Raw genomic sequence first — 15,325 nt, forward strand, 5'->3', positions numbered from 1 at the left:
CGGGGGTCGGGGTAGCCGGCCAGGGCGGCGAGGGCGGCGGTGACCGGGGCGGCCAGCCAGTCCGGCATCGGGCCCCGGCGGACGTTGACGGCCAGGTCGACCAGGCCGGGGGTGGCCTCGGCGTCCCCGTGGTGGGCGAGATCCGGTCCGGGGTCGGCGGTCGTCCCGCGCGTCGTCGCCGGCACGTCGCCGCCGCCGTCCGGACCGGTCGACGGCGTGCCGCCGGTCAGTTGCCCATGCATGTCCGCGATCCTGCCGGGAAGCCGGCGCAGGGGACAGCCGATCCCGGGGTGGTCCACATCACGGCATGCCGGACTCTTCCCCCGCGGTCGCCGTCCCGGTCGGGGAACGCCCGAGCGTTCATGAATTCTTCTCATGGACGAATCGGAAATGTCATAACTTGACCAGGTGAGCAATCGACCCCTTGCTGCCGCTGGTCGTTCCGTTCCTCTGCTGCGTGCCGGGCTGATCGCCGGCATCGTGCTCGCCGCCGTGGCGTACCCGCTGGCCGCCGTGACCGGCCTGGGCGCCAAGGCCACCGCGCACGCCGTGGAGCACAAGACGAACATCCTGCGCACCGCCCTGCCCGCCGAGACGTCCTACCTCTACGCCCCAGACGGCACCACGATCCTGACGATGTTCTACGAGGAGTACCGGCAGTACACCAAGTTGTCGGACATGTCGCCGAACATCCAGCAGGCCATCGTCGCCGCCGAGGACAACCGCTTCTACCAGCACCGGGGCGTCGACCCCAAGGGCGTCGCCCGCGCCTTCGTGGCCAACGCCCGCTCCAGCGGCGTGTCCCAGGGCGCCTCCACCCTGACCATGCAGTACGTCCGGATGGCGCTGCGGGACAGCGCGCAGACGCCGCAGGAGGTCCAGGAGGCCACCCAGCAGACCAGCCTGCGCAAGGTCAAGGAGATGCGGATGGCGCTGGACATCGAGAAGGAGCTGACCAAGGAGCAGATCCTGGAGCGCTACCTCAACTCGGCGTACTTCGGCCACCGGGCGTACGGCATCTACGCCGCGGCGCAGATCTTCTTCTCCAAGACCCCGGCCACGCTCACCCCGGTCGAGGCGGCCACCCTCGCCGGCCTGGTCAAGTCCCCCTCCGAGTACGACCCGCTCAGCTCCGACCAGAAGGAGGCCACCGGCCGGCGCAACTACGTCCTCGACAAGATGTCCCAACTCGGCTACCTGTCCCCGGACGCCGCCGCGGTCGCCAAGAGCGAACCCATCCGGACCCGGCCCACCACCCCCGCCAACGACTGCGCCTCGATCCCCGGCAAGTACAACACCTGGGGCTTCGCCTGCGACTACGTGAAGAACTGGTGGAGCGCGCAGCCCGCGTTCGGCGAGAACCGGCTGGAACGGATGGACAAGTTGCGCCGGGGCGGCTACCGGATCGTGCTGAGTCTCGACCCCAAGGTCCAGGCCGCCGCCGAGAAGAACGTCGGCGCGAAGGACGGCGTCGGCAGCCCCTTCGCCAACGGCATCGTGGTCGCCGAACCGGGCACCGGGCGGATCAAGGCGATGGCGGTGAACCGGACGTACTCCCTGGATGTCAGCCAGAACGGACCCAGCTCGAACCCCGAGGCCGACCCGAAGACGAAGGCGAACTACCCGAACACGGTCGCCCCGCTGCTCGGCGGCGGCACCCTCCCCGGTTACCAGGCCGGCTCGACGTTCAAGATGTTCCCGATGCTGGCCGCCCTGGACGCCGGGATGCCGCTGTCCACCGCGTTCGACTCGCCGTACCGGTACAAGTCCGCCGTGTACGACGGGTGGGCGCCGTCCAACGCCAGCGGGGCGATGACCGGCCGGCAGACCATGTGGTCCGGGTTCGGCAAGTCGGTGAACACCTACTTCGTCCAGTTGGAGGAGAAGATCGGCGCGGACCGGGGGGTGCACCTCGCCGAGCAGCTCGGCCTGCGCTGGCGTACCGACGTGGACAAGGACCAGGCGTCGCCCAGCAAGGCGAAGAAGTGGGGCGCGTTCACCCTGGGCGTCTCCGACGCCACCCCGCTGGAGATGGCCAACGCCTACGCCGCGATCGCCGCCGACGGGCGCTACTGCGAGGCGATGCCGGTCAACTCGATCACCAACCGGGACGGCACCCCGGCCACGTACAAGACCGCCGGTGGCATCGAACGGGAGGTCGCCAAGCCGCGCTGCCGGCAGGTGGTGAACGCCGACGCCGCCCGTGCCGCCACCGACGCGGCGCGCTGCCCCACCGGCGACACCCCGGCCAAGGGCAGCTGCGGCGGCTGGTCGACGGCGGACAGCGTCCGGGGCACGGTGGGCCGCCCGGTGGCCGGCAAGACCGGCACCACGGACAGCACCCGGTCGGCCTGGTTCGTCGGCTACACCCCGGAACTGGCGGCGGCGAGCTTCATCGCCGACCCGGACAACCCGTTCAACGCCGTCGGTGACGGGCAGTCCCAGGTCCCGGTCAACGCGGTCGCCCAGACCCTGCGCGACGGTCTCAAGGGCACCCCGACCCGCCAGTTCACCCCACCGTCGGACGCCATCGTCGGCTGAGGCGGGGGCGGCCGGCCGAGGCTGGCCGGCCGGTCAGGCCGGTGCGGCGACGCCCTCGACCGGCGAGGGCAGCGCCGCCGCCGTCACCAACCGGGTCGCGATCTCGGGGTACGCCGCCCAGTGCAGGCCGAGCTGGGAGGCGTGCACCCCCCGCCAGACGAAGCCCTCGGGCGTGCCGCCCTCCCAACTCCAGGCGGCCCGCTGCCCGGAGCGGGGGGTGAGCACCGCGCCGTGCTGCTTGTAGCCCACCACCGTCGCACCGGTACGGGCGACCGCGCTGTCGGACAGGGCGGTCGCCTCCCGGTAACCGACCACCAGGCCGTCCCGGCTCGCGCCGATCGCGTCCAGCACCCCGCACATCGGCAGCCCGTCCAGCTCCCGGGCCAGCCACAGCAGACCGGTGCCCTCGGCGATCACCGGCCGGCCGGTGCGGGCCAGTTCAGCCACCGCGATGCACAGCCGCCGGTTGGCCGACAGGTCCCGCGCGTACGACTCGGGCAGCGCGCCCCCGACGACCAGCGCGCGGGTGCCGGCGGGCAACGCCTCGTCGCGCAGCGGGTCGACGGTGACCACCTGGGCCCCGGCACCCCGCAGCAGCTCGGCGGTCTCCGGGTGGCTGTAGCTGCCGCCGGGGCCGCCGGCGAGCGCCACCACCGGCGCGTCCCCCACCGGAGCGGCGGACACCGGCGACCAGGACGGGACGGAGAGCGCCGGGGCCGAGCGGGCCAACCCGAGCAGCCGTTCCAGGTCGACCGTTCCGGCGACCGCCTCGCCGAGCCGGCGCACCGCGCGGGACGCCTCGGCGTCGCGGCCGAGGACCGGCACCACGCCGTGCCGGCGGGCGGGCAGCACCGGGGGCAGTTCGTGCCGGCGCAGCGCGCCGTAGACCGGCATCCCGACGTCGTCGAGCGCCTCCCGGAGCATGGCCTCGTGCCGGCCGGAGGCGACCTGGGTGAGGATCACCCCACCCAACCAGAGCTGCTCGTCGTACGAGCGGAAGCCGTGCACCAGGGCAGCCACCGACTGCCCCATCGCCGCCACGTCGATCACCAGCACGACGGGGCTACGCAGCGCGGTCGCCACGGCGGCCGTGGATTCCGCCTCGGGGCGGCCCGCGACCGAGTCGTACAGCCCCATGGTGCCCTGGACCAGGGCCAACGCGGCACCCTGCGCGCCGTACGCGAAAAGGGGCCCGAGCCGGTCGCCGCCGATCAGCCGGGGGTCGAGGGTGCGGCCGGGACGGCCGGCGGCCAGGCCGAGGTAGGCGGCGTCGACGTGGTCCGGGCCGACCTTGAAACCGGCGACATCGAGCCCCCGGTCGGCGAGGGCGGCGAGCAGACCGACGGACAACGCGTTGGTGCCGTGACCGGAGGACGGCGCGCTGAACACGAGGCGCGGCACGGCGGTCATCATCGACTCCTCGGTGGCGACGGGCGGTGGCTCGCGGACGGCCGGGAGGAACACCGGCGGCGATCCGCAGGCGTGACCATACCCGCCCCCGGCGACAGGCGGAGACCGCCGATCCGACGGCGTACGGGCCGGTGCCGGGCCGTCGCGCAGGGTGGCGTCGGTCATACGGGTAGCCTCATGCTGTGTACCGGTTCCTGCTGACCCCACGCTGGCTGGGCATCCTCGCGCTGACCCTGGTCGCCGCCGCCGTCATGGTGCTGCTCGGCAACTGGCAGCTGGACCGCTACCGGGAACGTACCGCCGTCAACGAGCGCATCGACGCCGGCACCGCCGGCACCCCCGCACCGCTGCGGTCGACGCTGCCGGCCCCCACCGGGGGCGCGGGCACGGTCGGTCCGGCCCCCGCCGCGCAGGCCGAGTGGAGCCGGGTCACCGTCACCGGCCGGTACGACGCCTCGAACGTCATCCTGATCCGGGGCCGGACGGTGGAGAGCCGGGTCGGCTTCGAGGTGCTCGCCCCGCTGGTGCTCGACGACGGCACGGCCGTGCTGGTCGACCGGGGATGGGTTCCCCCGGCGCCCGGCGGCGCGCTGGCCATGCCCGAGGTGCCGGCGCTGCCGACCGGTCAGGTGACCGTCGTCGGCCGGGTGCACCCCACCGAGAGCGGCGGCAACGGCGTGGACCGGCGCGACGGCCGGTTGGAGACCCGTCGGGTGACCGTGGACAAGCTGGCCCGGGAACTGCCGTACCCGCTGCACGGGGCCTACCTGCTGCTCGACGAGCAGACCCCGGCGAACGACCCGGCGTTCCGGGCGGTGCCGATCGGGCACACGAACAACTGGCAGAACTTCGGCTACGTCGTCCAGTGGTGGTTGTTCGCCGCGATGACGCTGTTCGGCTACGGCTGGGTGGCCCGGCGGGAGGCCCGCCGGGCCGCCGGCCTGGACGCGCCGAAGCCCCCCGTCGACCGGGCCGCCGAACCGGCCGCCTCCGCCTGACCACCGCCCCTGCCGGACCGCCCCGCCCGCCAGGCTGTTCCGCCCGCCAGGCTGCCCCGCCCACCAGGCTGCCCCGCCCGCCGAACTGCCCGGCCCCGCCAGGCTGCCCGCCATACGGCACCAGCCGGGCGGCCTCCCACCATGGGTGCGCGTCCTTTCGAGCTGATGACGTCACGACATCACCCGGTCGAGTGCCGGAGCCGCGCGATTCGGTCCACCACTCCCGGTCGGCCCTGACTCGTTCTCGTCATCACCTCGAAAGGACCCACGACAGTCACCCACCCGGCCGGGGCGACCGGCTGGCGGTGGCTGCACCGGGCCCTCTGCGGGCCGCCGTGCCCCGGGGTCGGAACCACGCCGGGACGCGGGACGGCGGCGGACGCTGTATGGTCCGCAGGATGTCCAACGCGCGTGAGGTGTCGCGGTGACCTCCGACCCCGCCCCGTCGTACCCGTCCGATCCGCCCACGCAGGCGAGCCCCGCCTCCGACCCGTGGGCACCGTCGCCGGACGCGCCCCCGGCGGTACCGGCGCAGCAGACGCCTCCCACGGCCCCGTTCCCGGCCACGCCTCCCCCGGCGGCACCGCTCGACCCCTCCACCCCGTCGCCGGCCGGACCGTACTCGGCCCCACCGGCGCAGTTCTCCGGCCCGCCGGCCCAGTTCTCCGCACCGCCCGCGCAGTTCTCCGCGCCGCCGGCCCAGTTCTCCGCGCCGCCGGCACCGTTCCCGGCACCGGCCGGGGTCGACCCGTACGCCGCGCCGGTGGGCCAGCCGGGGCCGTACCCGCCGCAGTTCACCCCGCCGCTGCCGGGGGCGGCGGGCGGTCAGCAGCCGGCGGCGGTGCAGATCGGCGAGATCATGGTGAGTCCGCCGGTGATCCGTACCCCGGCCGGGGTGATGCCCCTGGCCGGCGCCACCTGGTACGTGACCGACCACTGGCAGCGGGAGGAGAAGATCGCCAGTTGGGCGATCGTCTGCGCCATCCTCGGCTTCTTCTGCCTCACCATCTTCAGCCTGCTCTTCCTGCTGATCAAGGAGACCCGGTACCACGGCACGGTGCAGGTGACGGTGACCAGCGGCGGCCACCAGTACGTGGCCCGTATCCCGGTCGTCGACCAGGGGCAGGTGCAGCAGATCAACAACCAGGTCAACTACGCCCGGTCGCTGTCCACGGTCTGAACCGGCCGTCCCGCCGGGTGCGGCTCAGTCGGTGGGCCGCCCGGCGTGCAGCGCCCGGACCGTGTCGATGGTGTCCGCCTCGGCGGCCGACTTGTCGTCGCGGTAACGCAGCACCCGGGCGAACCGGAGCGCCACCCCTCCCGGGTAGCGGGTGCTGGCGAGCACCCCGTCGAAGGCGATCTCGACCACCTGCTCGGGGCGGACCCGCACCACCCAGTCACCGCGTTCCACGGCCAGCCCGAGGAAGCGTTCGGTCTGCCAACGCAACAGGTCGTCGGTGAGGCCCTTGAAGGTCTTGCCGAGCATGACGAACTCGCCGGTGCGCGGGTCCCGGGCACCGAGGTGGAGGTTGGACAGCCACCCCTCCCGCCGGCCGCTGCCCCACTCGACCGCCAGCACGACCAGGTCGAGGGTGTGCCGGGGCTTGACCTTGACCCAGGCAGTGCCCCGTCGACCGGCGTCGTAGGGCGCGTCCGGCGACTTGACCACCACCCCCTCCTGGCCGGCGTCGAGCGCAGCGGCGAACACCGCACCGGCCTGCTCGGGGTCCTCCACCTCGGCCCGGCCGACCAGCAGCGACCCGTCGACGACGTCGGCGAGGCGGGCCCACCGCTGCCGGCCCGGCAGGTCGATCAGGTCGTCGCCGTCGAGGTGCAGCAGGTCGAAGAAGTACGGCGTGAGCGCGGTCGCCTCGGCCAGCGGGGCCACGTCGGCCGCTGCGGCGGCACCGCCGGCGGAGGTGACCCCGGTCGCGGCGGCGGTGGCCCGTCGGGCCGCCCGGCTGGAGGTCTGCGGGAACGGCAGCGGACGGCCGGCGGTGTCCAACCCGATCGCCTCGCCGTCGAGCACCACGTCGCGGACCGGCAGGGCGCGTACGGCGGCGACCACCCCGGGCACCCGGGCGGTGATCTCGTCGAGGCTGCGGGTGAAGACCGCGACGTCGTCGCCGGAGCGGTGCACCTGGATGCGGATGCCGTCGAGTTTGACGTCGACCACGGCCGGGACCCCGGTGGCCTGGAGCGCGGCGTCGACCGAGGGCGCGCTCTGGGCCAGCATCGGCGCGAGCGGGCGGCCCACCTGGAGCCCGAACCCGGCCAGCGCGGCGGCCCCGCCGGTGCGGGCGGCCAGCGCGACGGCCCGCAGGTCACCGGCGAGCAGCAGGGCGCGGCGTACCGCCGTCACCGGGACGTCGGCGGCCTTGGCGACGGCGTCGGCGAGCAGGCCCGCCTGGGCGCCCTGGCGCAGTTCGCCCCGGAAAAGGTCGACCAGCAGCCGCTGCTCGTCGGCGGTGGCGGCACCGAAGAGGGCGGCGAGCAGGTGCCGGCGACGGGCCTGGGAGCCCGGCCCGTGCACGGCGGCGATCTCGTCGATCGCCGCGTCGACGGCGGTCACGGTCAGGGTCGGCTCGGCGGCCGGCGGCGGCAGGTCGCGCAGGCTGGCCCAGCCCACGCCGGTCTGCCGCTGGCGCAGCTCACCGGCGAGGTAGCCGGAGCCGACCGACACCTCGGACGGGTCGAGCGCCCGCAACGCGTCGGCCAGCAACTCCACCTTGGCCCGCCGGCCGGAGGTGGCCGCGACGGCCGCGGAGGTGGCTGCCAGGTCGAGGAACCGCACGCACCTCATCCTGCCAGCCACCCCCGACATCACCCGGGTATTGCCGTACCCGGGCCGTCCCGATCCGGCCGTCCTCCCCAGTGGCACCGGGTGTGGCCACCCGGACCACGGCTCAGACCGAGACGGGCTCCTCGATGCGCAGCCCACGGGCGCGGACGCCGTCGGCGACCCGGGACAGCACGCCGTCCAGGGCGACCAACACGGCCGAGAGCTCGCCGAGCTGTTCCTTGAGCGTGTCCTCGGGCCACGCGGAGACGTCGACGTCCCCCAGAGCGCTCACGGCGGCTTCCAGCCGCGTCATCACGTCGTTCGTACGCATGTTCGAAGGCTATACCAGGCCGTCGTCCGACACGCCGCGAACTCCGACATCGACCCCGAAGTTATGGTTCCGCGACCTAACCGGCCTGCCGCCCCTGCTCGGCCACCTTCGCCAGCAGCAGCGCCTCCGCCAGGCAGACCCGGGCGAACTCGCCGAGGTGCAGGCTCTCGTTGGGGCCGTGCGCCCGCGCGTGCGGGTCCTCCACCCCGGTGACCAGGATCGCCGCCTGCGGGAACATCTCCTGGAAGGTGGCGATGAACGGGATCGACCCGCCGACGCCGATGTCCACCGGCTCGGTGCCGTCCCAGGCGGCCCGGAACGCCGCGCGGGCGGCGTCGAACACCGGCCCCGACGCGTCGATGACGCACGGGTCACCGTCGTGCTCCAGGGTCACCGCCACCCGGGCGCCCCACGGCGCGTGCTTCTCCAGGTGGGTACGCACCGCGTCGTACGCCCGCTTGGGGTCGTCGCCCGGCGCCAGCCGTACGCTCAGCTTGGCCTTCGCCGCCGGGACCAGCGCGTTCGGCGCCTCGCCGGTGGCCGGGGCGTCGATGCCGAGCACCGCCACCGCCGGTCGGGTCCAGAGCCGGTCGGTGATCCGGCCGGTGCCGATCAGCGACACCCCCTCGACCAGCCCGGCCTCGGCCCGGAACCGGTCCTCCGGATAGTCGACGGCGGCCCCCGCCCGGCCGGTCAGGCCCTCGACGGCCACGTCGCCGGCGTCGTCGTGCAGGGTCGCCAGCAGGCGGACCAGCGCGGTCAACGCGTCCGGCACGGCACCGCCGAACATGCCGCTGTGCACCGCGTGGTCCAGGGTGCGCAGCTCGACGAACAGGTTGACCACGCCGCGCAGCGAGGTGGTCAGGGCCGGCACGCCCACGTCCCAGTTGGTGGAGTCGGCGATCACGATGACGTCCGAGGCGATCTCCTCGCGGTGCTCGGTGAGCAGCCGCTCCAGCGAGTCCGAGCCGTACTCCTCCTCGCCCTCGATGAACAGCACCACGCCGACCGGGAGCCGGTCGCCGAAGGCGCGCAGGGCGGCGACGTGCGCCATGATGCCGGCCTTGTCGTCGGCCGCGCCGCGCCCGTAGAGGCGGCCGTCCCGCTCGACCGGCTCGAACGGCTCGGACTCCCACAGCGACAGGTCGCCGACGGGCTGGACGTCATGGTGGGCGTACATGAGCACGGTGGGCGCGCCGGGCGGGGCAGCCTTCGTCCCGATCACGGCGGGCTGACCGCCCGACCGCACGATCCGTACGTCGAGACCGCAGCCGCGCAGCAACTCGGCGACCGCCTCGGCGGAGCGCTCGACGTACGAGTGGTCGAACCCCTCGAACGCGATGCCGGGGATGCGGACGAGACGTTCCAGGTCGGCACGGACCCCGGGCAGTTCCCGCGCGACGGCGGCCCGTACCTCGGACTCGGACATGATCGGTGAGGTCATGACCGGCATCGTATGCCGGCCTTACCGCGAGCCACCCGGCGAGCCGGAACCCGCAGTCGGGCCGGACCGCCGACCGGCCCCGGCCGCCGGCCCGACGGCCGGACCGGGAGCACCGACGGGTGCCGGGCGGCGGACGTAGTAGTGGTCCCGGTCGTGCGGCAGGGTCGGTGCGCCGTCGACCACCAGGTCGACCGCGTCGGCGGTCCGGTCGGCGGCGAAGTGGGCCGCCTCACCCACGTGCCAGCGCCGCAGTTCCGCCAGCAGGTGCGCACCGTCGCGGTCCAGCGCGCGGCGCAACCGCACCGGCTCCGGCGCGGTCACCTGCACCGACAGGGTCAGCTCCGGGCGGATCGCCGCCCGCGCCGCGCTCACCCCCTCCAGCAGCAGCACCGGCGCGACCGGCACCGGCACCTCGCGGGGCAGGAACGCCCGGCGCACCCAGCTGTACCGCCGGTAGGAGCCCGGTCGCCCGGCCCGCAGCGGGGTGAGCACCCGTTCCTCCAGTCGGGTCCAGAAGGTGAACTGGTCGTCCCAGCCGTCGAGCAGGTCGTCGGTGTGCACCACCGGTGGCCGCCCGCCGTCGGGCAGGCCGGCCAGGGCGTCCGCGAGGCACGCGGTGAAGACGCTCTTGCCCGCGCCGCTGGGCCCGTCGACGGCCACCAGTCGGGTACGCCCCAACCGGGCCGGCCCGGCGAGCACCCGCCGGGCCAGCGTCGCGTACGCCTCGACCAGGGCCACCGTCACACCGGTGACGCTAGTGGGTGTCCCCCGTGAGCCTGGTTCCGCCGTGGGGAGTGCGGTTCGTCGGGCGGGGCCGTGGGTGCCGGGGCATGATCTGGACGTGCTCAATGACGTAATGAGTCCCGGCGTGGACGCCCTGCTGGAACAGGCCCGGGCCGGGCTGCGACGGTTGAGTCCTCACCAGACGGTCGAGGCGGTACGGGCGGGTGCGCTGCTGGTCGACACGCGTACCGAGGGGCAACGCCGGGAGCAGGGGGAACTGCCCGGCGCGATCGTCATCGACCGGACGGTGCTGGAGTGGCGGCTGGACCCGGCCAGCGAGTGGCGCATCCCCGAGGCGACCGGCTACGACCGGGAGATCGTGGTGGCCTGCCGGCACGGTTACAGCTCCAGTCTGGCGGCGGCGAGCCTGCAGGCGTTGGGCCTGCGCAACGCCACCGACATGACCGGCGGCGTGCAGGCGTGGCAGGAGGCCGGGTTGCCGCTGTCCGACCAGCCCGCCGACGTACGTCGCTGACGACCGGCACGACGACGGCCCGACCGACCGGCCCGACACGGACGGCAGCGGGCGCGGACCGGGGTTCCCAGCGGGCGCGGGCGCGGACCGGGCGTCCGGCCGGGGCGGGCAGGATGGTCAGGGCGGGCAGGATGGTCAGGTCGTCGGTGGTGCGCCGGGTGGGATGAACGGCAGATCGGCGGGGGCGCCGGTCTCGATGAGCCGCCACAGCGCGGCGGTGTCGAGGTGCTCCTCGACCAGGTCGCCGAGCAGGTCGAGGGAGCGTTCGCGGGCGGCGTCGAAACTGGTGCCCGGTGCGACGGTGAAGCCGTGCCGACCGGCCGACCGGGCCACCTCGGTCAGGAACCGGCGGCGGAACTCGTCGGACTCGAACGCGCCGTGCCAGTGGGTGCCGTGCACCGCGCCGAGCCGCGCGCCCTCGGGGCGGCCGTCGGCGTGGTGCAGCAGCGGCGGCAGGTCCGCGTCGGCGGTGGAGACGTACCCGTGGTGGATCTCGTAGCCGCGTACCGGGACGTCCGGCGCGGCGGTGCCGACGGCGGGGCGGACGGTCTTGACCGGGTCGAAGGTGATCTCGATGGGGAGCAGGCCCAGGCCGGGGACGCTGCCCCGGCGGCTCTCCACCGGGTCGTGGATGGCCGTGGCCAGCATCTGGAAGCCGCCGCAGATGCCCAGCAGCGGCCGGCCGGCGGCGGCGTGCGCGGTGACCGCCTCGGCGAGCCCGGTCTCCCGCAGCCAGGCCAGGTCGGCGACGGTGGACTTCGAGCCGGGCAGGACGACCAGGTCGGCGGCGGCCAGTTCGGCGGGCTCGACGGTGAGCCGGACCCGCACGCCCGGTTCGGTGGCGAGGGCCTCCACGTCGGTGGCGTTGCTGATCCGGGGCAGCCGGACCACCGCCACGTCGAGCCAGTCGGTGCCGTGCGGGGCGGCGGGCCGGCCGAGCACCCGGCCGTAGGCGAGCGAATCCTCCGCGTCGAGCCACAGGTCGAGGTGCCAGGGCAGCACGCCGTAGGTGGGCCGGCCGGTCACCCGGTGCAGCATGTCGAGCCCGGGGCGGAGCAGCCCGAGATCACCCCGGAACTTGTTGATCACGAAGCCGGCGATCAGCGCCTGGTCGGCGGGGTCGAGCAGGGCCACCGTGCCGAACATCGAGGCGAACACGCCGCCCCGGTCGATGTCGCCGACCACGATCGTGGGGAGACCGGCGTGCCGGGCGAGCCCCATGTTGACGTAGTCGCCGGCCCGCAGGTTGATCTCGGCGGGGCTGCCCGCCCCCTCGCAGATCACCACGTCGTACGTCGCCCGCAGTTCGGCCAGGGCCGCGTACGCCGTCTCGGCGAGCTTCGGACGCAGGGCCCGGAAGTTGCCGGCGGTGACCGTGTCGACGGCCTCGCCGAGCAGCACCACCTGACTGGCCAGGTCGCTGCCGGGCTTGAGCAGCACCGGGTTGAACCGCAGGTCGGGGACGAGACCGCAGGCGGCGGCCTGCATCGCCTGGGCCCGCCCGATCTCGCCGCCCCGCCCGTCCGGGCCGACCACGACGGCGGAGTTGTTGGACATGTTCTGCGCCTTGAACGGGGCCACGGCGACGCCGGCCCGGTGCAGCCAGCGGCAGATGCCGGCGGTGAGCACGCTCTTGCCCGCGTCGGAGGTGGTGCCCGCGACGAGCAGCCCGCCGCTCACCGACCCCGCCCCCCACCCCACAGCGCGCCACCGGCGGCGGCGACCAGCCGCCCCCCGGTCGTCGGCCAGGCAGCAGCCAACGCGAGGGCGGCCAGGCCGACCGTGCCGGAGAGCCGGGCGGCCCGCTTGAGGTGCCGCGCCTCGGGGCGTGGGCCGTCGCCGAGGAACTGCCGCACCTCGGACCGCCCGAAGTAGACGTTCCGGCCGCCGAGCCGGACTCCCAGCGCGCCGGCCATGGCCGCCTCGCACTGCCCGGCGTTGGGGCTGGGGTGGTCGTTGCGGTCCCGACGCCAGACCTGCCAGGCCCGCTCCCGGTCGCCGTGCACGGTGGGCGCGGCAGCCACGGTGAGCAGCCCGGTCAGTCGGGCCGGCAGCAGGTTGAGCAGGTCGTCGAGCCGGGCGGCCGGGGTGCCGAACCGGGCGTAGCGCGGTGAGCGGTGCCCGACCATCGCGTCGAGGGTGTTGGCCGCCCGGTAGCCGAGCAGGCCGGGCAGCCCGGCGAGGGCGCCCCAGAACAGCGGCGCGACGACGGCGTCGGAGGTGTTCTCGGCCACCGACTCGACGGTGGCGCGGGCCAGCTCACCCTCGTCGAGCCGGGACGGGTCCCGACCGCAGAGGTGCCCGAGCCGGTGCCGGGCCGCCGGCAGGTCACCGGCGCGCAGCGCCGCGCCCATCACGGTCGCCTCGTGGCGCAGGGTCCGCCCGCCGAGCACCGTCCAGGTGCCGGCGGCCACGGCCAGGGCCCGGGCCACCGGGTGTCGCCGGGTGGCCCGGCTGACCGCCGCGCCGAGCAGCACCGGCCCGCCCACCGCGACGGCGGTGAAGAGCGCTCCCGCCCGGCGGTCGGCGCGGTAGACCCGCCGTTCCAGGGCACCGGCGGCCCGACCGAAGCCGGCCACCGGATGCCAGCGCCGAGGATCGCCGAGCAGGCTGTCCAGCGCGTACCCGGCCAGCAACCCGACCGTGTCCGCCGTCGCTGTGCGTCGCCCCACCCGTCACCACCTCCGGCCGGCCAGCCTAGTCGTACGGCGGGGTGACCACGTCGCCGTCGCCACCCCGCCCCCGTCCGTACGAACCGGCACCCGTGTCCCTTCCCCGGCACGGGTTCCGGAGCGCGCCCACACCCGGTGCGGGCACCCGTGGGCGGTCTCAGGCCGGGACCGGTACCCGCCCCCGGCCACGCCGGCCCCGGCCCGCCAGACCGAGGGCCACCTCGCCCGGGGTCGGGACGACCGCCTCCTCCGCAACGGCCGGCCCGTCGCCGCCCGGACCGTTCTCCTCCTCCGACCGGTTCCCGCCACCCGGACCGTCCCCGCCGCCCGACCGGTCCCCGCCGCCCGACTGCGCCGCCGGTTCGTCGTCGGGCAGCGGGACCGGGTCGTCGTCGGGTTCGTCGTCGAACGGGTCGGCCGGCGGGACGTACCCGCTGCCGGACAGGTCGTGGCCGGCGCGCGGGAGACCGAAGCCGGACAGGTCGAAGTCGTCGTCGAGGGGGCGGTCGTCGGGCCCGGCGGGGACCTGGCCGGCCGGCACCGGCTCGGTCGGCTCGCCGTGCACCCGTTGGGCCGCCGCCGCGTCCTCCACCGTGCTGGTGGCCATGGTCGGCCGGTTGCGTTGGAACCGGGACCGGCCCCGGGACAGGTCGTGCCCGACCGCGACCGCCTCCAACTCGTAGAGCACCCGGTGGTTGCCGGCGTCGTCGGTCCAGTCGCGGGTGTAGAGCCGTCCCGCGACCACCACCGGGTCGCCGACCATGACCGAGGCGGCCACCCCCTCGGCCAGCTTGCGCCAGCAGTTGACCCGGACGCGCAGACTGTTGCCGTCGACCCACCGGCCGCTGTCCCGGTTGAGGCGGCGGGCGGTCGAGGCCACCTTGAAGTTGGCGACCAGGGTGTTGCTCTGTGCCGTACGACGCCATTCCGGCGCGGTCAGCACGTTGCCGACGACCGTGACGTAGGTATCGAACATCGTCCCCTCCCAGGGGCCTGTGGATGCAATGGCGAGTCGACTCGGGATCGAGCCTGGCCGGTACGGCACGGCGACGCGAGTCCCCGACCCCGTCCTGTGGACAACCGGAGCGCCTGTGGACGACGACCTGATCAAGGTCCCGGTGTGCTAGGCCATCAGGCCCTGGGTGGCCCGACCGGCCGGGGCGAAGATCAGGTGGCAGGGCCGGCCCCACCCCTCGGGTCACGACGACACCGCCGAAGGTGGCGTCACCCGGAGTGAGGTCGACCCCGGCTGGGTAAAGAGTTGATCACCCAGGCACCACCAGGCACGACGTCCGACGAGAAAGGCAACGCTGATGATTCGGACCCCGTTGCGTACGACCGGCTCCGTCCGCACCGAGCGGGAGGTGCGGCGATGAGCGCGGTGGCGAACCCGGCGACCGTGGCCGAGTGCCTGCGGATGGGCGCGGGCTTCTCCCAGGGCGACCGGAACTGGATCGTCGAGCAGTTCGGCACCCTGGACGCCCGGCTGGCCGCCTTCCACGCCGACGCCACCGAGCTGGAGGTGTCGGTCAAGGACCGGGAGGCGCGCGGGCAGAAGGTCACCCTGGAGTGCTGGATCGCCGGCCGGCAGAAGATCGTCACCACGTCGAGCGAGGAGGACCTGCGGGCCGCCCTCAACGACGCCCGGGACGACCTGCGCCGCAAGCTCAACGACGCCAAGACCAAGCAGGAGCCCCGGCACAACAAGCACATCCGGGAGATGGCCCAGCCCACCCCCGCGCCGGATCTCGACGCCGACGGGAACCTCGACCGGGTGGACGCCGAGACCGCCTGACCGGCCACCGGGCCGTTCCCCTCCCCCGCCGGAGGGGAACGGCCCGGCGCGGGGCTGCCCGCCACCGACCGGACAGCGGGCGAGCGGCCCGCGC

At 74.6% G+C, this 15,325-nt stretch carries 12 protein-coding genes and 2 pseudogenes; 5 read left to right on the forward strand and 9 right to left on the reverse strand.

The features are described 5' to 3' along the window. Positions 1-242, reverse strand: a pseudogene (locus tag H1A17_RS07960) (aminotransferase); the annotation flags it as partial. A gap of 166 nt (positions 243-408) precedes the next feature. On the opposite strand from H1A17_RS07960, the gene H1A17_RS07965 reads away from it, so the two are divergent. Beyond that, the gene (locus H1A17_RS07965) at positions 409-2,541 is read left to right on the forward strand and encodes a transglycosylase domain-containing protein (protein ID WP_145921355.1); all 2,133 of its coding nucleotides are present in this window, start codon (positions 409-411) and stop codon (positions 2,539-2,541) included. A gap of 33 nt (positions 2,542-2,574) precedes the next feature. Here the strand turns inward: H1A17_RS07965 and H1A17_RS07970 are convergent, their stop codons facing one another. After that, complete coding sequence (locus tag H1A17_RS07970; RefSeq protein WP_370516924.1) at positions 2,575-4,005, reverse strand: cobyrinate a,c-diamide synthase; 1,431 nt, start codon at positions 4,003-4,005, stop codon at positions 2,575-2,577. Positions 4,006-4,133: 128 nt separating this feature from the next. On the opposite strand from H1A17_RS07970, the gene H1A17_RS07975 reads away from it, so the two are divergent. After that, positions 4,134-4,949: an SURF1 family protein gene (locus H1A17_RS07975; protein WP_145921356.1), complete on the forward strand. Its 816-nt coding sequence runs from the start codon at positions 4,134-4,136 to the stop codon at positions 4,947-4,949. A 424-nt stretch (positions 4,950-5,373) separates the two neighbouring features. Beyond that, entirely contained in the window at positions 5,374-6,129 is a 756-nt protein-coding gene (locus tag H1A17_RS07980) for a hypothetical protein (protein WP_194821522.1), read from the forward strand. Between the two features lie 24 nt (positions 6,130-6,153). On the opposite strand, the gene H1A17_RS07985 is transcribed toward H1A17_RS07980, so the two are convergent. From H1A17_RS07985 to H1A17_RS08000, 4 genes and pseudogenes are all read right to left on the reverse strand, one after another. Next, the gene (locus H1A17_RS07985) at positions 6,154-7,752 is read right to left on the reverse strand and encodes an ATP-dependent DNA ligase (protein WP_194821523.1); all 1,599 of its coding nucleotides are present in this window, start codon (positions 7,750-7,752) and stop codon (positions 6,154-6,156) included. Between the two features lie 103 nt (positions 7,753-7,855). Next, positions 7,856-8,062 (reverse strand): hypothetical protein, encoded by a 207-nt coding sequence (locus H1A17_RS07990; RefSeq protein ID WP_088646578.1) that lies wholly within the window; start codon positions 8,060-8,062, stop codon positions 7,856-7,858. Between the two features lie 76 nt (positions 8,063-8,138). Continuing rightward, positions 8,139-9,491 carry a dipeptidase gene (locus H1A17_RS07995; RefSeq protein WP_194821552.1) on the reverse strand — a complete coding sequence of 451 codons (1,353 nt, stop codon included), beginning with the start codon at positions 9,489-9,491 and terminating at the stop codon, positions 8,139-8,141. After that, positions 9,484-10,428 (reverse strand): annotated as a pseudogene (locus tag H1A17_RS08000) (uridine kinase); the annotation flags it as partial. The gene H1A17_RS07995 and the pseudogene H1A17_RS08000, both read right to left, overlap by 8 nt. On the opposite strand from H1A17_RS08000, the gene H1A17_RS08005 reads away from it, so the two are divergent. Then, positions 10,363-10,764: a rhodanese-like domain-containing protein gene (locus tag H1A17_RS08005; protein ID WP_145923004.1), complete on the forward strand. Its 402-nt coding sequence runs from the start codon at positions 10,363-10,365 to the stop codon at positions 10,762-10,764. The pseudogene H1A17_RS08000 and the gene H1A17_RS08005 overlap by 66 nt on opposite strands. A 135-nt stretch (positions 10,765-10,899) precedes the next feature. On the opposite strand, the gene H1A17_RS08010 is transcribed toward H1A17_RS08005, so the two are convergent. From H1A17_RS08010 to H1A17_RS08020, 3 genes are all read right to left on the reverse strand, one after another. Then, a complete protein-coding gene (locus H1A17_RS08010) occupies positions 10,900-12,444 on the reverse strand; it encodes a cobyric acid synthase (RefSeq protein WP_194821524.1) in 1,545 nt (514 codons plus the stop codon). After that, on the reverse strand, positions 12,441-13,436 hold the full coding sequence (locus H1A17_RS08015; RefSeq protein WP_194821525.1) for a cobalamin biosynthesis protein: 996 nt from the start codon (positions 13,434-13,436) through the stop codon (positions 12,441-12,443). The genes H1A17_RS08010 and H1A17_RS08015 overlap by 4 nt, the downstream gene beginning before the upstream one ends. 157 nt (positions 13,437-13,593) lie before the next feature. Then, positions 13,594-14,412, reverse strand: a complete 819-nt coding sequence (locus tag H1A17_RS08020; protein WP_194821526.1) for a single-stranded DNA-binding protein — start codon at positions 14,410-14,412, stop codon at positions 13,594-13,596. A 396-nt stretch (positions 14,413-14,808) separates the two neighbouring features. Here H1A17_RS08020 and H1A17_RS08025 point away from each other — a divergent pair, with 396 nt between their 5' ends. Continuing rightward, a complete protein-coding gene (locus H1A17_RS08025; protein ID WP_145921363.1) occupies positions 14,809-15,231 on the forward strand; it encodes an HPF/RaiA family ribosome-associated protein in 423 nt (140 codons plus the stop codon). Positions 15,232-15,325 lie beyond the last annotated feature (94 nt).

Source organism: Micromonospora sp. S-DT3-3-22, from assembly GCF_015354745.1.
Classification (GTDB): domain Bacteria; phylum Actinomycetota; class Actinomycetes; order Mycobacteriales; family Micromonosporaceae; genus Micromonospora; species Micromonospora wenchangensis.